The organism is Bradyrhizobium sp. 26S5 (genome assembly GCF_036923295.1).
GTDB lineage: Bacteria > Pseudomonadota > Alphaproteobacteria > Rhizobiales > Xanthobacteraceae > Bradyrhizobium > Bradyrhizobium septentrionale.
The window spans coordinates 267,038-283,371 of the sequence record NZ_CP145948.1 but is presented as its reverse complement, the minus strand read 5'-3'; the positions used below and the strand labels follow the sequence as shown (position 1 = coordinate 283,371).

Annotated in this window: 20 protein-coding genes and 1 pseudogene; 5 read left to right on the top strand and 16 right to left on the bottom strand. The window is 64.5% G+C overall.

From position 1 onward, the window contains the following. Positions 1–149: 149 nt before the first annotated feature. Genes V5279_RS01330 through V5279_RS01320 form a run of 3 tightly spaced genes read left to right on the top strand, consistent with a single transcriptional unit; the run spans position 150 to position 1,677 of the window. Positions 150–503: a hypothetical protein gene (locus V5279_RS01330; protein WP_166300995.1), complete on the top strand. Its 354-nt coding sequence runs from the start codon at positions 150–152 to the stop codon at positions 501–503. 12 nt (positions 504–515) lie between these two features. After that, positions 516–1,157 carry a glutathione S-transferase gene (locus V5279_RS01325; protein WP_338694411.1) on the top strand — a complete coding sequence of 214 codons (642 nt, stop codon included), beginning with the start codon at positions 516–518 and terminating at the stop codon, positions 1,155–1,157. A 7-nt stretch (positions 1,158–1,164) separates the two neighbouring features. Continuing rightward, positions 1,165–1,677, top strand: coding sequence for a DUF1697 domain-containing protein (locus V5279_RS01320; protein ID WP_338694409.1), 513 nt, complete (start codon positions 1,165–1,167; stop codon positions 1,675–1,677). 155 nt (positions 1,678–1,832) lie between these two features. On the opposite strand, the gene V5279_RS01315 is transcribed toward V5279_RS01320, so the two are convergent. The 14 genes and pseudogenes from V5279_RS01315 to V5279_RS01250 all read right to left on the bottom strand — a co-directional run bounded on the left by V5279_RS01315 (position 1,833) and on the right by V5279_RS01250 (position 11,304). After that, on the bottom strand, positions 1,833–3,071 hold the full coding sequence (locus V5279_RS01315) for a threonine ammonia-lyase (RefSeq protein ID WP_338694407.1): 1,239 nt from the start codon (positions 3,069–3,071) through the stop codon (positions 1,833–1,835). A gap of 66 nt (positions 3,072–3,137) precedes the next feature. After that, positions 3,138–3,299: a hypothetical protein gene (locus V5279_RS01310; protein ID WP_338694405.1), complete on the bottom strand. Its 162-nt coding sequence runs from the start codon at positions 3,297–3,299 to the stop codon at positions 3,138–3,140. A 155-nt stretch (positions 3,300–3,454) separates the two neighbouring features. Further along, on the bottom strand, positions 3,455–3,610 hold the full coding sequence (locus V5279_RS01305; protein ID WP_166300983.1) for a response regulator: 156 nt from the start codon (positions 3,608–3,610) through the stop codon (positions 3,455–3,457). A gap of 54 nt (positions 3,611–3,664) precedes the next feature. Then, on the bottom strand, positions 3,665–4,075 hold the full coding sequence (locus V5279_RS01300) for an aminoacyl-tRNA deacylase (RefSeq protein ID WP_338694401.1): 411 nt from the start codon (positions 4,073–4,075) through the stop codon (positions 3,665–3,667). A gap of 123 nt (positions 4,076–4,198) precedes the next feature. Then, positions 4,199–5,725, bottom strand: a complete 1,527-nt coding sequence (bchE, locus tag V5279_RS01295) for a magnesium-protoporphyrin IX monomethyl ester anaerobic oxidative cyclase (RefSeq protein ID WP_338694399.1) — start codon at positions 5,723–5,725, stop codon at positions 4,199–4,201. A 113-nt stretch (positions 5,726–5,838) separates the two neighbouring features. Beyond that, a complete protein-coding gene (locus tag V5279_RS01290; RefSeq protein ID WP_338694397.1) occupies positions 5,839–6,579 on the bottom strand; it encodes a di-trans,poly-cis-decaprenylcistransferase in 741 nt (246 codons plus the stop codon). Positions 6,580–6,609: 30 nt separating this feature from the next. Next, positions 6,610–6,990 carry a transcriptional regulator gene (locus tag V5279_RS01285; protein WP_166300974.1) on the bottom strand — a complete coding sequence of 127 codons (381 nt, stop codon included), beginning with the start codon at positions 6,988–6,990 and terminating at the stop codon, positions 6,610–6,612. Beyond that, positions 6,977–7,594, bottom strand: a complete 618-nt coding sequence (locus V5279_RS01280) for a hypothetical protein (RefSeq protein ID WP_166212509.1) — start codon at positions 7,592–7,594, stop codon at positions 6,977–6,979. Before V5279_RS01280 ends, V5279_RS01285 begins: the two co-directional genes overlap by 14 nt. Before the next feature lie 128 nt (positions 7,595–7,722). Further along, positions 7,723–8,079, bottom strand: coding sequence for a DUF1428 domain-containing protein (locus V5279_RS01275; RefSeq protein WP_338694394.1), 357 nt, complete (start codon positions 8,077–8,079; stop codon positions 7,723–7,725). 174 nt (positions 8,080–8,253) lie between these two features. Then, complete coding sequence (locus V5279_RS01270; protein WP_338694393.1) at positions 8,254–8,991, bottom strand: thioredoxin family protein; 738 nt, start codon at positions 8,989–8,991, stop codon at positions 8,254–8,256. 26 nt (positions 8,992–9,017) lie between these two features. Then, positions 9,018–9,380 (bottom strand): annotated as a pseudogene (locus tag V5279_RS01265) (SRPBCC family protein); the annotation flags it as partial. Further along, a complete protein-coding gene (locus tag V5279_RS01260; RefSeq protein WP_338694392.1) occupies positions 9,365–9,832 on the bottom strand; it encodes a metalloregulator ArsR/SmtB family transcription factor in 468 nt (155 codons plus the stop codon). The pseudogene V5279_RS01265 and the gene V5279_RS01260, both read right to left, overlap by 16 nt. A 107-nt stretch (positions 9,833–9,939) precedes the next feature. Further along, complete coding sequence (locus V5279_RS01255; protein ID WP_029079430.1) at positions 9,940–10,230, bottom strand: DUF3551 domain-containing protein; 291 nt, start codon at positions 10,228–10,230, stop codon at positions 9,940–9,942. A 102-nt stretch (positions 10,231–10,332) separates the two neighbouring features. Then, the gene (locus tag V5279_RS01250) at positions 10,333–11,304 is read right to left on the bottom strand and encodes a tripartite tricarboxylate transporter substrate binding protein (RefSeq protein ID WP_338694391.1); all 972 of its coding nucleotides are present in this window, start codon (positions 11,302–11,304) and stop codon (positions 10,333–10,335) included. A 206-nt stretch (positions 11,305–11,510) separates the two neighbouring features. On the opposite strand from V5279_RS01250, the gene V5279_RS01245 reads away from it, so the two are divergent. Both V5279_RS01245 and V5279_RS01240 read left to right on the top strand, forming a co-directional pair. Next, the gene (locus V5279_RS01245) at positions 11,511–11,921 is read left to right on the top strand and encodes a VOC family protein (protein WP_029079428.1); all 411 of its coding nucleotides are present in this window, start codon (positions 11,511–11,513) and stop codon (positions 11,919–11,921) included. A 175-nt stretch (positions 11,922–12,096) separates the two neighbouring features. Further along, entirely contained in the window at positions 12,097–13,677 is a 1,581-nt protein-coding gene (locus V5279_RS01240; RefSeq protein ID WP_338694387.1) for an AMP-binding protein, read from the top strand. Positions 13,678–13,693: 16 nt separating this feature from the next. Here the strand turns inward: V5279_RS01240 and V5279_RS01235 are convergent, their stop codons facing one another. Further along, on the bottom strand, positions 13,694–14,983 hold the full coding sequence (locus V5279_RS01235; protein ID WP_338694385.1) for a cytochrome P450: 1,290 nt from the start codon (positions 14,981–14,983) through the stop codon (positions 13,694–13,696). Positions 14,984–15,103: 120 nt separating this feature from the next. Then, positions 15,104–16,201: an HD-GYP domain-containing protein gene (locus V5279_RS01230; RefSeq protein ID WP_166300954.1), complete on the bottom strand. Its 1,098-nt coding sequence runs from the start codon at positions 16,199–16,201 to the stop codon at positions 15,104–15,106. Positions 16,202–16,334 lie beyond the last annotated feature (133 nt).

The window sequence follows — 16,334 nt, the reverse complement described above, 5'->3', positions numbered from 1 at the left end:
TGATGCCGGCATGGTCGCAGCAGACGGTGGCGGCATCCGCCGGCGATCGATAAAGGACCAGATGTTCAAACGGCGCCGGTTGCGCTAGTGATGGTTCCCCTCCCTCCGTGCGCCCGCCCGGCGCCTGTCCAGTCAATGAGTGCATCTGAATGGCCGAAGCCGACCTCGACGCCGTGATCCGGCAAACCGCAAGAGCGCAGACCAAAGCCGTGATGGCGGCCGCGAAAAAGCGCCAGGCCGTCTGGGTCGCGCGCGCGGCCAAGGCCAAGGACAAGGAGACCAAGGCGCGCTTCCGCCACCTCGCCAAGAGCACGATCCTGAACGCCACCGCGACCGCTAAGCGGTTGCAGAATTCGGCGGAGAACGCAGCCGACGCCTATGCCCGCGCCATGAAGAAGGCGATGGAAGAGCCGCCGCCGGCCAAGAAGCCCGAGAAGAAGCCTGAGAACAAATCTGAGGCGAAATCTGAGAAGAAGCCCGCGAAGAAGAAAGCGGCCGCCTGATAAGGAGCACGCATGCTCACTGTCCATCATCTCGGCAAGTCGCAATCGGAACGGATCGTCTGGCTGTGCGAAGAGCTGGAGATCCCCTATGAGCTGAAGTGCTACGCGCGCGATCCCGTCACGATGCTGGCGCCGGCCGACTACAAGGCGTTGCACCCGATCGGCACCGCGCCCGTCATCACCGAAGGCGAGCTGGTGCTGGCCGAGTCCGGCGCGGTGGTCGAATACATCCTCGCCAAATACAGCAATGGGCGGCTGACGCTGACATCAGACCATGCTGATTTTGCGCAGTTCCTGTACTGGTTTCACTTCGCCAATGGCACGCTGCAGGCGCAGATGGGCCGCAGCATGATCCTGAACCGCCTCAACCTCGCGGCCGACAATCCGATGCTGGTGGCGACCAAAGCGCGGGTCGACCGCTCGTTCGATCTGATCGAGGCGCGGGTCGGTGGCGCGCGCTATCTCGCGGGCGACGAATTCACGACGGCCGACATCATGATCGGCTTCTCGCTCACGACCATGCGCTATTTCCTGCCCTACGACCTCGGCCGCTGCCCCAACATCAGGGACTATCTCGGCCGCATTGCCGCGCGCCCGGCCTATCAGCGCGCGATGCAGAAGGGTGATCCCGGCATGGCGCTGCTGCTGACGTGAGGCCGTGATGCCGCGTTACGTCGCCCTGTTGCGCGCAGTCAATGTCGGCGGCACCGGCAAGCTGCCGATGACCGAATTGAAGGCGATGTGCGTCGACGCGGGGTTTGCCGACGTGCAGACCTATATCGCCAGCGGCAATGTCGTGTTTTCCTCGAAGCTCGCAGCTGCAAAGGTCAAGGCCGCGCTGGAGAAGCGGCTGCAGGCCTATGCCGGCAAGCCGGTCGGCGTCGTGGTGCGGAGCGCCGACGAGATCGCCGCGGTGCTGCAGGCCAATCCGTTTCCGAACGAGCCGCCGAACCATACGGTGGCGATCTTCCTCGACGAGCCGCCGGCCAGGAACGCCCTGAAGGACGTCAAGGGCCAGCAGGCCGAACAGATGCGGCTCGGCAAGCGCGAGATCTATGTCGCCTATGGCAGCGGCATGGGCCGCTCGAAGCTGAAGATCCCCGCCGCCGTTCAGGGCACCGCGCGGAATATCAACACGATCGCGAAGCTCGCGGAGTTGGCAGCGGGGGACTAGTCAAGGAGAACCGTCATCCTGAGGAGCGCGCTCTTGCGCGCGTCTCGAAGGATCGACGGCCCCGCTGGTGGCCGATTCATCCTTCGAGGCTCGCTCCGCTCGCACCTCAGGATGACGGGTTGGGTGCTTCAAACTCGCGGATGGGTATCGCGTCGCTAGCTCTCCCGCACCGCGAATCCTTCGGCGCTGAGCCTTGCCAGCACCTCTTCCAGATGGGCGCGGTCGCGGGTTTCGATCACGAGCTCGAGCAGCGTCGCCTTGGCCGGCAGATCGGAGAAGGTGCGCTGGTGCGAGACCTCGATGATGTTGGCGCCGGCGTCCGCAAGCAGGATCGACACCGCCGCCAGCTGGCCGGGCCGGTCGACGATGTCGAGCGCCAGTTGCGTCAGCCGTCCCTCGCGGGCGAGTTCGCGGGTCAGGACCGAGGCGATCAGCCTGGTGTCAATATTGCCGCCGGTCAGCACGAGGCCGACTGAGCGGCCGGCGAAGCGCTCCGGTGCAGAGAGCACCGCCGCGAGGCCGGCGGCGCCGGCGCCCTCGACCACCGTCTTCTCGATCGAGATCAGGGTCGCGACCGCGCGCTCGATCTGGTCCTCGCTGACCAGGATGATGTCGTCGACGAGCTCGCGGACGATTTTGGTGGTGATCTGCCCGGGCGACTTGACCGCGATGCCCTCGGCGAGCGTGTCGCCGCGCATCGGCAACTGCTCGCCTTTGACGGCATTATACATCGATGGATAGAGCTGCGCCTGCACACCGACGATCTGCACCGACGGCTTCAGCGCCTTGGCGGCCGTGGCGATGCCCGAGATCAGCCCGCCGCCGCCGATCGGCACCACCAGGATATCGAGCTCCGGCACCGCCGCGAGCATTTCGAGCCCGATCGTGCCCTGGCCGGCAATGATCAGGGGATCGTCATAGGGGTGGACCAGGATGAGGCCGTGCTGCGCGGCATGCGCGCTGACGAACGCAAAGCATTCTTCCAGCGTCTGTCCGGTGATGATGACCTCGGCGCCGTGCCGCCTGGTGTTCTCGATCTTCACCATCGGCGTGCCAATCGGCATCACAATGGTGGCGGGAATGCCGAGCCGCTTGGCGTGATACGCCACGCCCTGGGCATGATTGCCGGCCGACATCGCGATCACGCCGCGCTTGCGCTCCTCTGGCGAAAGCGCGTGCAGGCGATTGAGCGCACCGCGCTCCTTGAAGGTCGCGGTGAACTGCAAATTCTCGAATTTGAGGAACAGGCGGCAGCCGCAGATTTCGCCCAGCGTGCGGCTCTCGTTGCACGCCGTGACCATAACCGCGCCCTTGATGGTTTCGGCGGCGCGGCGCACGTCGGCAAAAGTTACGCTGGCGCCGGTTGCGGCGGTGGTATCGGAAGGATGCGGCATCGGGTTTCGCTTTGGTCCGTTTCGTCAGACGGAACCTAGCGGGTTTCGGCGCCGAAAACGACCGCGCTATCGTGCGGTCGACATTTGTTCCTGCGGCTCTTGCTCCGGCCTGGCCGACCCAGCCAGCTCGATCTCGTCGCATTTCAGGCATACCAGCGCAGTGCCGAAATGCCTGTCGAGCACGATGGTGCGCGTCCTGCCGCACTGGCAGCGCATCGGCTTGTCCATGGAAGATCGGCCCGGCTCGAGATGCAAGGAAAGCGTGCGCTTAGCTATCCCGATCCGGTTAACCCAATATGACGTTGCCGCCGGAAAATTCGTCGCGCGGCCTTTTTGAGCATGATCTCCTCGGAAAACTGCTTCACACTTTTCCGGATCATGCTTCAGAAGAACCCCGCGCTGAGATCGAGGCCATAGCTTGCCCGCAGCGCCGCGACGAACAACACCGCCAAGACGAACAGCAGAGCATGCCGGGCAATGCTGCTCCGAAGCGAATTGGCCGCAAACGCGCGAGCAATCGATTGAGCCAAAGCAGTCATTTGCGATCTCCAGAGCCACGCCCCGAGATTAGGTCGCGCGCAACGCGGCGAGGTTCAATGCGGCTCGCGGAACGGCCGGCAGCGTGGCGATACGCCCTGCTCGGGATCGCGCGGCGTTCGCATTCGATTCTTGAAGCGATGACCGACCACGATGAGCTCGCCCTCGGCGCGGATCGCGCTCTCGTCCGTCGGCGTGGGCGACAGATTGTCTTGCGTCACGGCCTCCAGCGCCTGCAGGAACTCGCGTCCGGCCGATGTGATCTGCCAGCCTTCGACGTCATGCAGCACATAGAAGCTGCTGAAGATATCGAGCTCGGGAACCCGTGACGCCAGCCGCTTGATCCGCGCATGCCAATCGTCGCCGCTTGACGAGAGAATGGCGAGGTCGTGCTTGAGTGAATCGAGTGTGGCCCTGCCGCTGACGTGACTGGCCAATATTTTCAGAATCGCAACCTGGATGCTCAACTCGACGCCTCGACCGCCACGGTTCTTTTTGTTCTGCGCAGCCGATCCGGAAACTATCGCGCTGATGACTCCAAGGTCCAGTCATCAGCGCCAGTTATCCAGACCCGGCGCAACGGTATCGACTTACGCTGCGCACGATGTCCCGACGCGGCGCTCGGGCCGCTGCGACAACATCGATTCCTCTTCCATATCCTGTGGCGCGCCCCAAAATTCCTGCACCGTCGGCCCTTTCTTCAGCCTTTTGTCGCGCAGGAAGCCGAGAATTTCGTGCGGCCAGACCCGGCGTCCCATCTGCGTGTACCAGCGCATCGCATGGCGAAGTCCGGCGTCGCGGTGAAACAGCACGCGGAGCAGGGCCTTCGGGCGGCTTTGCAGCACCATCTCGGTGAACTTGAACCAGAGCAGCACGCGCCACGGCGGCATGTGCCGTGTCGCAAGCACCTGATGCTTGTAATCCCAGAGCCGGCGATCGGTCTGAATCACGCGCCGCTCGGCCGCGAGACGGAAGTACGGCGTCCAGCGATGCGGCGTGACGTAGAGCATCTGGATCTGATCGGGGTCGTAGGATAGAAGCTGCCGCAGCCCGCGCCAATGATCGCAATCGGTCTCCTCCTCGAAGCCGACCACCCAGGTTGCCATCGACAGGATGCCGTGCTGGCGCATCAGGCGGATCGCCTCGCGATCGATCGTGGTGGTCGCGCCCTTGCGGATCAGCTCCAGCGTCTTCTCGTCGGTGTTCTCCATGCCGAGCAGGAAGCGCTGCCAGCCCGCCTTCTTGTAGAGATGCAGGATGTCGGCATCGCGCACGATGTCGTCGGCGCGGGTCGAGCCGACCAGGATCAGGTCGACATTCTCCGCGATCAGGGCCTCGAGGAAGGTCCGCCAGGCCTTCTTCGAGACGGTCGGATTCTCGTCGGCGAAGTTGATCACCTTGACGCCGTGCTCGCGATGGAGCCGCGCCAGCTCCTTGGCGAAGCGCACGGGATCGCGATGGCGCCATCGCGTCCAGAAGCCGCGCTGACCGCAATAATTGCAGAGATGCGGACAGCCGCGCGAGAACTGCACGACGACGGCGCGCAGGCCGCCCCAATAACTGTAGCTGTTATGATCGATCAACTCCCAGCCGACGCGATAGGCGTCGAGATCGCGGATCACAGGCGCAGGCGGCGTCACGCGCGGCCCATAGTCATCGCGGCATGCGATGCCGTTGATGATGCGCAGATCGCCGCCGGTCTCCAGCGCCCGCATCAGACGCCGCGCGGTCTCCTCGCCCTCGCCGCGCACGATCGCGGTGACGTAGCGCTCCTCGCGCAGGATCTCGCGCCAATGATAGGTCGGAAACACCCCGCCATAGACGATCCGCACATGGGGCATGGCCTTGACGACGGCCTGCGCGACCTCGGCGATCACAGGATGGCCCGACGTCGAGCCGGAATGACCGAACAGGACGGCATCCGGCGAAAACCGCGATGCCTCCATCACGATGGCTTCGGTTCGCATCGGCCCGAACTCGGCATCGAGCAGACGGACATCGTGTCCGTCGTCGATCAGCGGCCCGCCGATCGATAGCAGGCCGAGCGGCGGCAGATGGTCGTCCGGAATCCGGCTGCCGATCGCAGGGTGAGGCACGTTGACGAGAAGAATGCGCATGGATGATCGCTCCCGCTTTGGTTGGCGTGATCGTTCGTCCCCGCATCTTGTGATAGGAGAGCCCAACCCCCCGGCCAGGCTTGAGAAGAGAGCAGCAGGCGCCGCTTGACGCGCTAGAGGTTCGGCACCTCCGCCGGCGCGATCGCGGTCAGCCCGCCGAAGCGGCGCTCGCGGCGATGGAAGGAGGCGAGCGCGTCGGCGAGATCGTCGGCGTCGAATTCGGGCCACATCCGCTCGGTGAAGTGCAGCTCGGCATAGGCGCCTTCCCAGAGCAGGAAGTCCGACAGCCGCTTCTCGCCCGAGGTGCGGATGATCAGGTCGACGTCGCGCAGGCCGGCTTCGCCGGTGATGAGATCGGCAAAAGTCTCGCGGTTCAGCTGACCGACGCCGGCCGCGCGCGCGGCCGCGTTCAGGATCGCATCGCGTGCCGAATAGTCGATGGCGATGCGCAAATGCAGCGTGGTGCCGTCGGAGGTTGCGGCCTCGGCGCGCGTGATCGCGGTCGCGATGCCGTCGGGCAGCCGGTCACGGCGGCCGATCACGGTGAGGCGGACGCCGTTGCGCACCAGGGCGGCGATCTCATTGGCGAGGTAGAACCGCAACAGCCCCATCAGCGCCGTGACTTCAGCCTTCGGACGGCGCCAATTGTCGCTCGAGAAGGCATAGAGCGTCAGCGTGCCGACGCCCTGGTCCGGCGCGGCCTCGACAATGCGGCGGATCGCCTCGACGCCTGCCTCATGTCCGCGCAGCCGCGACAGGCCGCGCCGCGTCGCCCAGCGGCCGTTGCCGTCCATGATGATGCCGACGTGGAGCCGCATGGCTACCTCCGGCTCGAGCGCGACGTTGCTTCGCATTACAAAGTCTCCGGGCAAAAAATGGGATGATCAAACCGGCTGGATACCGAGGCGGCCAGACGCGCCTTCGTCCTTGCCGGCGGCCTTGGCCGCATCGCGCACCAACTGCTCGAGCACGGCGAGATAATCGAGGAAGCGGCGGCGGCCGCTCCTGGTCAGGCGGCAGGTGGTGTGCGGGCGATTGCCTTCATAGCCCTTGATGACGTCGACGAGGCCGGCCTCCTGCAGCACCTGCAGATGCCGGCTGAGATTGCCGTCGGTCAGGCCGCAGAGCTGCTTGAGATCGGCAAAGGCGAGCCCTTTCGGATGCGCCATCAGCGAGGTCAGCAAGCCGAGCCGCGCCTTCTCGTGGATGACGCGGTCGAGGCCATCATAGGCGAATGGCGCGCTGGTCATGTCAGTCTTCGGCATCATGGCCTCCGGAAGCGAAATACAACAGTGCTGCGATCAGCAACTGGCCGATCGCGAAGGGCAGTCCCATGGTCCAGGGCGACAGCGCGTGGCTCTGGCTTGCGATCAGCAGCACCGTGAAGCCGGACAGGAAATACCAGGCGCCGCCGAACGCTATGGTGCGCGGCAGCAGGCGGACCGAGGCGAACACGCCGAGGCTGACCAGCACCTGCCACAGGCCGGGCAGCATCCACAGCGTCTCGGGCGCGAATTTCCATTGCAGGATCGCGAGCAGCACGCCGGCAATCGCCGCCGGAACGAACTGCTCGATCGCCTGCTGCACCATCGCGTCGGCGAGGCCGGAATGATGCCGCCGCGAGCGCGCCTGCATCTCGGTCCAGATCAACCCCGCGGACAGCAGCGCGGCCGCCGCCCAGCCCGCGAGGAACGCGATCGGATGCCCGGTCGGATCGTCGAGCCAGAGATATTGCGCAAGCGCCGTGACGAGCGCGATGCCACTGGTGGCCGCAACCGTCGCCGGCCCGTAGCCGCGGAATGCGGTTCCGGCCGCAATCTGGTTGCGGATCGCGAGAATGTCGGCCAAGGCCTTGTCGAGGTCGCGCATGATTCGCCCGAACTTTGTATTGCAAAGTATACGGGATCACCAAGTAAACGCAAGCGGCATCGCGCCGCCTGCCGATCGGCATGTTTAACGGCCGGTTACCGCACAGATTGCGGCGAATGTGCGCCGCCTCACACCTTCACGAGGCTCGCAAAGCCGCCATAGATCATCCGCTTGGCATCGAACGGCACATCGCCCTTGCCCATCGACGCCAGGCGGGGATCAGCCATCACCTTGGCGTTGATCCTGTCGCGCTGGGCGCGCGACTTGTAGGTGATCCAGGCGAACACGACGGTTTCGCCGGTCTTCAGTTTCACGCTCTGCGGAAACGACGTCCATTTGCCGGGCTTGACGTCATCGGCGACCCATTCGCGATAGTCCAGTGCACCATATTCGCGCCAGACCTTGCCGGCCTTCTTCGAGAGCTGCGCATAGGCTTTGAGTTTCTTCTTCGGCACGGCGACGACGAAACCATCGACGTAGGGCATTGGCGCTTCCTGCTGTTTGCTGTCGTCATTCCGGGGCACGCGGAGTGTGAACCTCAGGCGCGCAACTGCGCGCCGGGGATTCTCGAGATCCCCCGATGCGCAATTGCGCATCTGAGGTTCGATGCTTCGCATCGCCCCGGGATGACGAACGCCAACGCTGCGCGTCAGCGTTCGTCAGCTATGACAGCAGGATGCCTGAACCGGCGCCGGTTGGTACTGGTCACGTAGCCGCACCCAATCCATCGGATAGGGCAAGCCCTCCTCATGACGGCCGAGCGGCGTGAGGTCGAGATAGTGATAGGCCGCATTCATCATGTCGAGGCCGCGCGCGAAGGTGGAGTAGGTGTGGAAGACGGCGCCGGTCTCGTCGCGGAAGAAGACGCTGATTCCCGGCAGCTCGGGCCCGTAGAGCGGGGTCGTGCCATAATTGTATTGTGCGTTCCCTGCATCGATCTGCGGCTGCGTGAACGATACGCCATAGTCATAGTTGAAATCATTGTCGCCGGACGATATCCAGTCGAAGGTCCAGCCCATCCGCTTCTTGAACGCCTCGAGCTTGGCGAGCGGCGCCAGCGAGATCGCGATCATCGTGGTGTCGCGCGCGGCCAGATGCGGAACCATGCGCTCGAAGCCATCGACCCAGAACGAGCAGCTCTTGCACGCTTCGTCCCAGTCCGGCGCGAACATCACGTGCTGCACCACGAGCTGCGGCCTGCCCTTGAAGAGATCGCCGAGCGTCACCTTGCCATCGGGTCCGTCGAACACATAGTCCTTGTCGACCTTGACCCAGGGCAGTTCGCGGCGCTGCCGGCTCAGCGCTTCGCGGGCTTGCGTCAGCTCCTTCTCGCGCGCCATCAGCGCCTTGCGGGCCGCAATCCATTCCTCGCGCGACACGATGTTGTGCTGTTGCATGGGGTTCTCCTTGGGATGCTCCCTGTTCAGGCGTCGACGAAGTGTTCGAGATTGCCGAGGAATTCGGTCCAGCCGCGCTGGTGGTTGTCGCGGGCGGTCTCATCGACGAACTGCGCGTGATGGAAGGTAAGCAAGGTGCCGCCGGCATCGGGCTTGATCGACACTGTCACCTCCGACTCGCGCTCCGGCGTCGAATGCCAGGCCCAGCTGAACACCAGCTTCTCGTTCGGCACCACCTCGCGATAGACGCCGCCGACCTCGTGATATTCCCCATTCGTACCGGTGAACTTGATCCTGTAGCGCCCGCCGACGCGGACATCGAGCTCGGCTTGGGTCGTTCCGGGCTTGACCTGCCCCGGACCGAACCACCGCGCTAGGTTTTCCGGCTCGGTCCACGCGGCGTAGACTTTTTCCGGCCGCGCGCGGAGCCGCCGCGTGAGAGTGAGGCTTGGACGCGCGGCAAGGCCGGCGTCGGCGGCGACTGCGGACTTGTTGGCCGATTGATTGACCATGGGTCTTCCTCCACAAAAGCGGCAAGGCGATCGAGATTATCGGACCAGAATTGCGCATAGCGATTGAGCCAGTTCATCGCCTGCTCCATCGGCCTTGCGGTGAGCCGGCAGGCTACCGTGCGGCCGGTCTTTTCGCGCGCGACCAGGCCTGCATCCGTGAGCACGTCGAGATGCTTCATGATCGCCGGCAATGACATCGCGAATGGCTGCGCCAGTTCGCTCACCGACAGGCTGTCCTGCTCGCCAAGCCGCGCCAGCAGCGCCCGGCGGGTGGGATCGGAAAGCGCTGCGAAGGTGCGGTCCAGCGTTTCGTCTTGAAACTTAACCATGTGGTTTAGTATAGACGCAAACGGCGCGGCGTCAAGCGCCCGCCTTCACGATCGCGTCAAGGCCGGGGCATCATCACGCGAGGTGGCTGCGCCCTCGGATCAGACGGCTATTGCCGATGGTGCCGATGCCGGTGCCAGCGACGGTGCGGCCGCGGCTCCGCTTGCAATTGCGGGCGAAACAGGAAGCGCGGATTTTCTCCGCAGGCGAGATAGCGTCCGGAGACGCTCGCGAGGCACTGATCATAGGTCTGATAGGCGCATTCGCCGGGATAGCCGAGGCTCGGGCCCTGCGCGCACCACGGATAGTCATAGGGATCGGCGGAGGCAGGCGTGACGCTCGCCGCGCCGGCAAGCGTCATCGTTGCAAGGACAAGCACTGCCAATTGCGATCTGCGCATGATCCGAATCACTCCGACTTCCCGAGATGCCGCAGTTAGTGAAGTGCGGCGTCTCGGGCAAGCGTCCTCAACGAAATCCTAGCGCCTCCGGGCGTGCGAGGCCTATTCGACCTTGAGGCCGGCGAACTCGACCACCTTCTTCCACTTGTCGGTCTCGGCCTTGATGTCGTTGCCAAAGGCGTCCGGCGCCTGGATCAGCGAATCGCCGCCGAGCTCGACCAGACGCTTGCGCATGTCGGGTTCGGCGAGAACGGCGTTGATCTCGCTGTTGAGCTTGGCGATCAGTTCCTTCGGCGTGTTCTTCGGCGCACCCATGCCGAACAGCGCGCTCGCCTCGTAGCCCTTCACGGTGTCGGCAATCGCCGGCACGTCGGGCAGTTGCGAGGAGCGCTCGGTCGTCGTCACGCCAAGCGCGCGCAGCGAGCCGGAGCGGATGTGCTGGATGATCGAGGGCATGTTGTCGAAGATCACCTGCACCTGGCCGCCGAGCATGTCGGTGATCGCGGGCGCGGCGCCCCGGTACGGCACGTGCTGCATCTTGCAGCCGGTCATCGACATGAACATCTCGCCGGACAGATGCACCGAGGTGCCGTTGCCGGACGAGGCCATGTTGACCTTTCCGGGATTGGCCTTCACGTATTCGATGAATTCGGCGACGTTCTTCGCCGGCACGTCCTTGTTGACAGTCATCACGTTCGGCACGCGGTTGAAGGAAGCGACCGGCGCGACGTCGCGCACGAAGTTGAACTTCAGATTGGCGTAGAGCGAGGCGTTGATGTAGTTCGCCGGATTGACCAGCAGCACCGTGTAGCCGTCCGGCTCGGCGTTGATCGCAGCCTCGGTGCCGATATTGTTGCCGGCGCCCGGCTTGTTCTCGATCACGAATTGCTGGCCGAGCTTTTCCGACAGCCGCTGCCCGACCAGCCGCGCGATAATGTCGGTGGCGCCGCCGGGCGGATAACCCACGATCCAGCGCACCGGCCGCGCCGGATAGTCGGCGGCGGACGCGCGGCCGATCGCGAATGTCGAAATCCCCGACCCGATCAGGCCCAGCGCGGTACGGCGTGAAATCATGAAGTTTCTCCCGATCCAGCAGGGTTTGGCGCCCTGCCCGTTTCTGTTGCGTTGCGTGCGGCGCGGTTTTAACAAACAATGTCTGAAGCGGCCAGTGCGACACGTGCGCCACCGACCGCGACGAAAGGCTAAGCTTCGGCTCTGATTGCATCAGAACCGAAGCGCTGAATGCTTGTATTGAGACTCTGGACCGAAAAGGATCGCGCATGTCCGTCAAGGTGAATGGGCTCGACCATCTCGTGATCAATGTCACCGATGTCGTGCGCTCGGTTGCCTGGTACAGCAGGATCCTCGGCATGGAGGTGAAGGTGTTCGACCCCGGCAACGGCAAGACACCGCGCACCTCGCTGGTGTTCGGCAACCAGAAGATCAATGTGCGGCCGCGCGATGCCGACAAGGTGGACTGGTTCACCGCCGATCATGAAGCCGCGGGCAGCGACGATCTCTGCTTCCTGACCTCAAGCACGCCGGAGGAAGTGGTCGCGCATCTGAAGGCCAATGGCGTCAAGATCGAGGAAGGCCCGGTGGCCAAGCAGGGCGCGCGCGGCACGCTCCGCTCGGTCTATTGCCGCGACCCCGACGGCAGCCTGATCGAGATCTCGTCGTATCAGGATTGATCGCGTCATTCCGGGGCGCGCAACAGCGCGAACCCGGAATCTCGAGATTCCGGGTTCGATGCTTCGCATCGCCCCGGAATGACGGCCGACTATTTGCCTACCACGCCATCCAATGTCACAAGGGCACCCGACAAGAGCAAGCAAGCAGCCGCTGAAGCGGCGCGCGGGAGGACATATGACCAATGCAAAGCCAGTGCCGGGCGTCGTGGGACCGTTTGCAGGGCTCGATGTGCCGTGGCTGCTCAGGATGCGCGCTGAGGTGCGCCGCGATCATCCGTTCCTGATCTGGGCCCCGTTCGATGCGCCGGCGCGGCGCTGGAGCTACGGCGAATTCCATGAGCGCGTCGGCGCGCTGGCCGCGGGCCTTGCCAGGCGCGGCATCCGGCAGGGCGATTATGTCCTGATCCATCTCGACAACTGCATCGAGGCGATCATGTCGTGGTTCGCCTGCGTCGAGCTCGGTGCCATCGCCGTCACCACCAACACCCGCTCGGCCCCGGCCGAGATCGAGTATTTTGCCGGCCATTGCGGCGCGGTCGCTGCGATCACCCAGCCGGCCTATGCCGAACTGATTGCCACGAACTGCAAGGACCTGCGCTGGATCGCGGTGACCTCGCATGATGCGGGGCAAGCGCCGGCACAGGCGCCCGCGCGCGGCGACAGCTTTGAAGCGCTGTTCGCCGACAGCGCCGACCGGCCGCTGCGCCCGACCGATCCGCTCGCACCCTGCAGCGTGCAATACACCTCCGGCACCACATCGCGGCCGAAGGCGGTGCTGTGGACCCATGCCAACGCTTTGTGGGGCGCCAAGATCAATGCCGCGCATCAGGACCTGCACGCCTTTGACGTGCACCAGACCTACCTGCCGCTGTTTCACACCAACGCGCTGGCCTATTCGATGCTGGCGAGCCTGTGGGTCGGCTCGACCTGCGTGATCCAGCCGCGCTTCTCGGCGAGCCGGTTCTGGCCGGTGGCGCTCAAGCACGGCGCGACCTGGACCTCGACGATCCCGTTCTGCATGAAGGCGCTGCTCGAGCAGGAGGTCCCCAAGAATCACAAGTTCAGGCTCTGGGGCACCGCGGTGAACGAGCCACCCGCATTCGCGGTGTTCGGCGTCAAGATCATCGGCTGGTGGGGCATGACCGAGACTATCACCCACGGCATCATCGGCGAGGTCGACCAACCGAACACGCCGATGTCGATCGGCCGCGCTGCACCCGAATACGAAATCCGCATCACCAATGATGACGGCACGCCGACCGGCGTCGGCGAGACCGGCAATCTGCTGATCAAGGGCATTCCCGGCCTGTCGCTGTTCACCGAATATCTGCACAACGAGAAGGCGACGCGCGAGAGCTTTGACGAGCACGGCTATTTCGTCACCGGCGACCGCGTCACGCTGCTCAAGCGCGGCTACATCAGATTCGGCGACCGCTCCAAGGACATGCTGAAGGTCGGCGGCGAGAATGTCGCGGCCTCCGAGATCGAGCAGGTGATCGCCGTGGTACCGGGCGTGCGCGAAGCCGCTGTCGTGGCGAAGAAGCACCCGATGCTGGACGAGGTGCCGGTCGCCTTCATCATCCCGCAGGCCGGCGTCGCGGCGCTACCCGCCAACCTGCACGACAAGGTGATGGCCGCGTGCCGCGCGGCGCTCGCCGACTTCAAGCTGCCCCGGGAAATCCGCTTCGTCGACGAGATGCCGCGCTCGACGCTGGAGAAGGTCGCGAAGGCTGAGCTGAGGAAGATGCTGGAGTGACCCGGCCTTCGCCGCGTCACTTCACCTCGAACCGGATCGGCAGCTTCTTCGGGCCGTTGACAAAATAGGCCTGCGTCATCTTCACCTCGCCGTCGAGCGACAGCGATTTCAGATGCGGCAGCAGCTCCTCGAACAGGATGCGCATCTCGAGCTTGGCGAGATACTGGCCGAGGCAGAGATGTGCGCCATAGCCGAAAGCGACATGGCGGTTGGGTTTGCGGTCGCTGCGGAAGCGATAGGGTTCCTCGAACACCTCCTCGTCGCGATTGCCCGAGGCGTAGCACAGCATCAGCCAGTCGCCTTTTGCGATCTTGCGGCCGCCGAGCTCGGTGTCGGCGGTGGCCGAGCGCATGAAGTGCTTGACCGGCGTCATCCAGCGGATCGCCTCGTCGACCAGGCCCGGAATCAATTCCGGATTGGCCTTCACCCTGGCGAATTCCGCGGGATCGTTCGCCAGCGCCCAGATCGCGCCCGCGGTCGACGATGAGGTGGTGTCGTGGCCCGCCGTCGCGACGATCATGTAATAGCTGGTCTGATCGTGCTCGGGCATGTAGTCGCCGCCGATCTTCGCGTTGGCGATGACGGTGGCGAGATCTTCGCGCGGATTCTGGCGGCGATTTTCGGTGATCGTGCGGAAGTAAGCTGAGAAGTCGGCGATGATCGCCTGCAACATCACGGAGACTTGTTCCGCGCTCAGCGCGTCGCGGACGCGCGCGGTGTCGGGATCCTGCGGGCCGAACAACTCCTGCGTCAGCTTGAGCATGCGCGGCTCGTCCGCCTCGGGCACGCCGAGGATCTCCATGATGACGTGCAGCGGATAGCCGAGCGCGACGTCCTCGACGAAATCGCAGGCGCCGCCGCGGTCGAGCATGCGCTGCACCGTGGCCCGCGCGATCTCGCGGACGCGGCCTTCGAACTTGCCGAGATTGGCCGGCATGAACCAGCCCTGCGTCAGCGCGCGGTATTTCGGATGGTCGGGCGCATCCATCTGCACCAGCGAACGCACCAGATTGGGCCCGCCGGTGATCTTGCGAACGCGTTCCTCGAGCGCCTGGTTGGTCAGCGTGGTCGGCCGGTCGGCATTGTGGAACAGGTCGTTCTGGCGGCTGACCGCCTGGATATGGGCGTGCTTGGTCACCACCCAGAACGGATCAAATTTCTCCGGCCGGGCGATGCCGAGCGGATTGTTGGCGCGCAGCCAGCGATAGGCGTCGTGGATGCGATCGTCGGCATAGGCGACCGGATCGACGAGGGTTGCCGCGATGTCTGCGGGGATGTCGAGATCCCCGGTCGTTGCCGTATCCATGAATCGTCCTCACCCGCCAAAGCATCTGTCGCGCCGATGATCACCGGAATCTAGGCGGAGGTAAGGACGAGGACTTGCGTTGATTGGCTAAATGCCCTGCGGACGCAATGACGGCGGCGCTCAATAATGCCCGAACGCCACCGGGCGGAAAGCCTGCAGCAATTGCTGGTCGAGCTTGCCGCCCATCTCCTCCATCATGGAGAACGCCTTGGCGTGGGTGAACTGCAGCCGGTAGGCGCGCTTCTCGACCAGGGCGGCATAGACATCGACGATCGTGGTGACGCGGACGATGTCGCTGATCTGGTTGCCGCTGAGGCCGTTGGGATAGCCGGTGCCGTCGAGGAACTCGTGATGGTGCAGGATCACGTCGAGCATTTCCGGCGGGAAGCCGCCCTGCGCGGACAGCGCTTCATAGCCGCGGCGCGGATGCTCGCGCATCTCGGCCATTTCCTCGACCGTCAGCGCGCTTGGCTTGTCGAGCAGCGCAACCGGAACGAAGGCCTTGCCGACATCGTGCAGCAGCGCGGCGCGGGCGAGCCGGCGCTGGTCGTCCTCGCGCATGCCGAGATGCTGCGAGAACGCCACCGCAAAGCCGGTCACGAACAGGCAATGGCGATAGGTCTCCTGGTGGTGGCAGCCGACCGTCGTCAGCCATTCGCGCAGCGAATTGTGCTTGATCGCCTTGAGGATCTTGTTCTCGGCGGCAACGATGTCCTCGAACTTGAGCGGCTCGCCGGCGCGCATCCGCTCGAACATCTTGACCATCACGCCGTGCGCCGCCTCGACGCCGCGGTTGAGCGCCTTGCCGCGGTCGGTCTCGTCATAGCCGCCGTTGTCGGGGAATGCGGCGCGGATGCGCTGCAGGATGCCGCGCGCATCGAACGGCCGCGAGATCGTGTCGGTGGCGCCGAGCGCCCAGGCCTGCATCGAGGCGTGATGCAGCGCATCCGCCAGCACGAACAGCCGCGGCATCTCGCGATAGGCGTCGGCCTGCAGCTTGGCGCGAACCAGCTGCACGGCTTCGGGCGATCGCAGGTTGATATCGACGACGATGCCGGAGAGATCGCGGGCCGGCTGCTCGGGAATATCAGAGGTCGGAACGGTATCGACCTCGCCCACCGAGCGCAGGATGCTGGCGAGTTCGTTGCTCTGATCGCTTCGATCTGACGCCAGCAGGAGACGGCGCTTCGAAGTCTGGTTATTGGCCAAGGCAGTCATGACATCCCCGTCGCGGTAACGACCGACGCCGGACGCTACCTGACGATGCGTTCCCTCCGACTTAATGGGGATGCTGAACGGCGGCTAAGCACAATGGATACAATTTGAGCGACCGCAAGATCCGCCAGCGAAA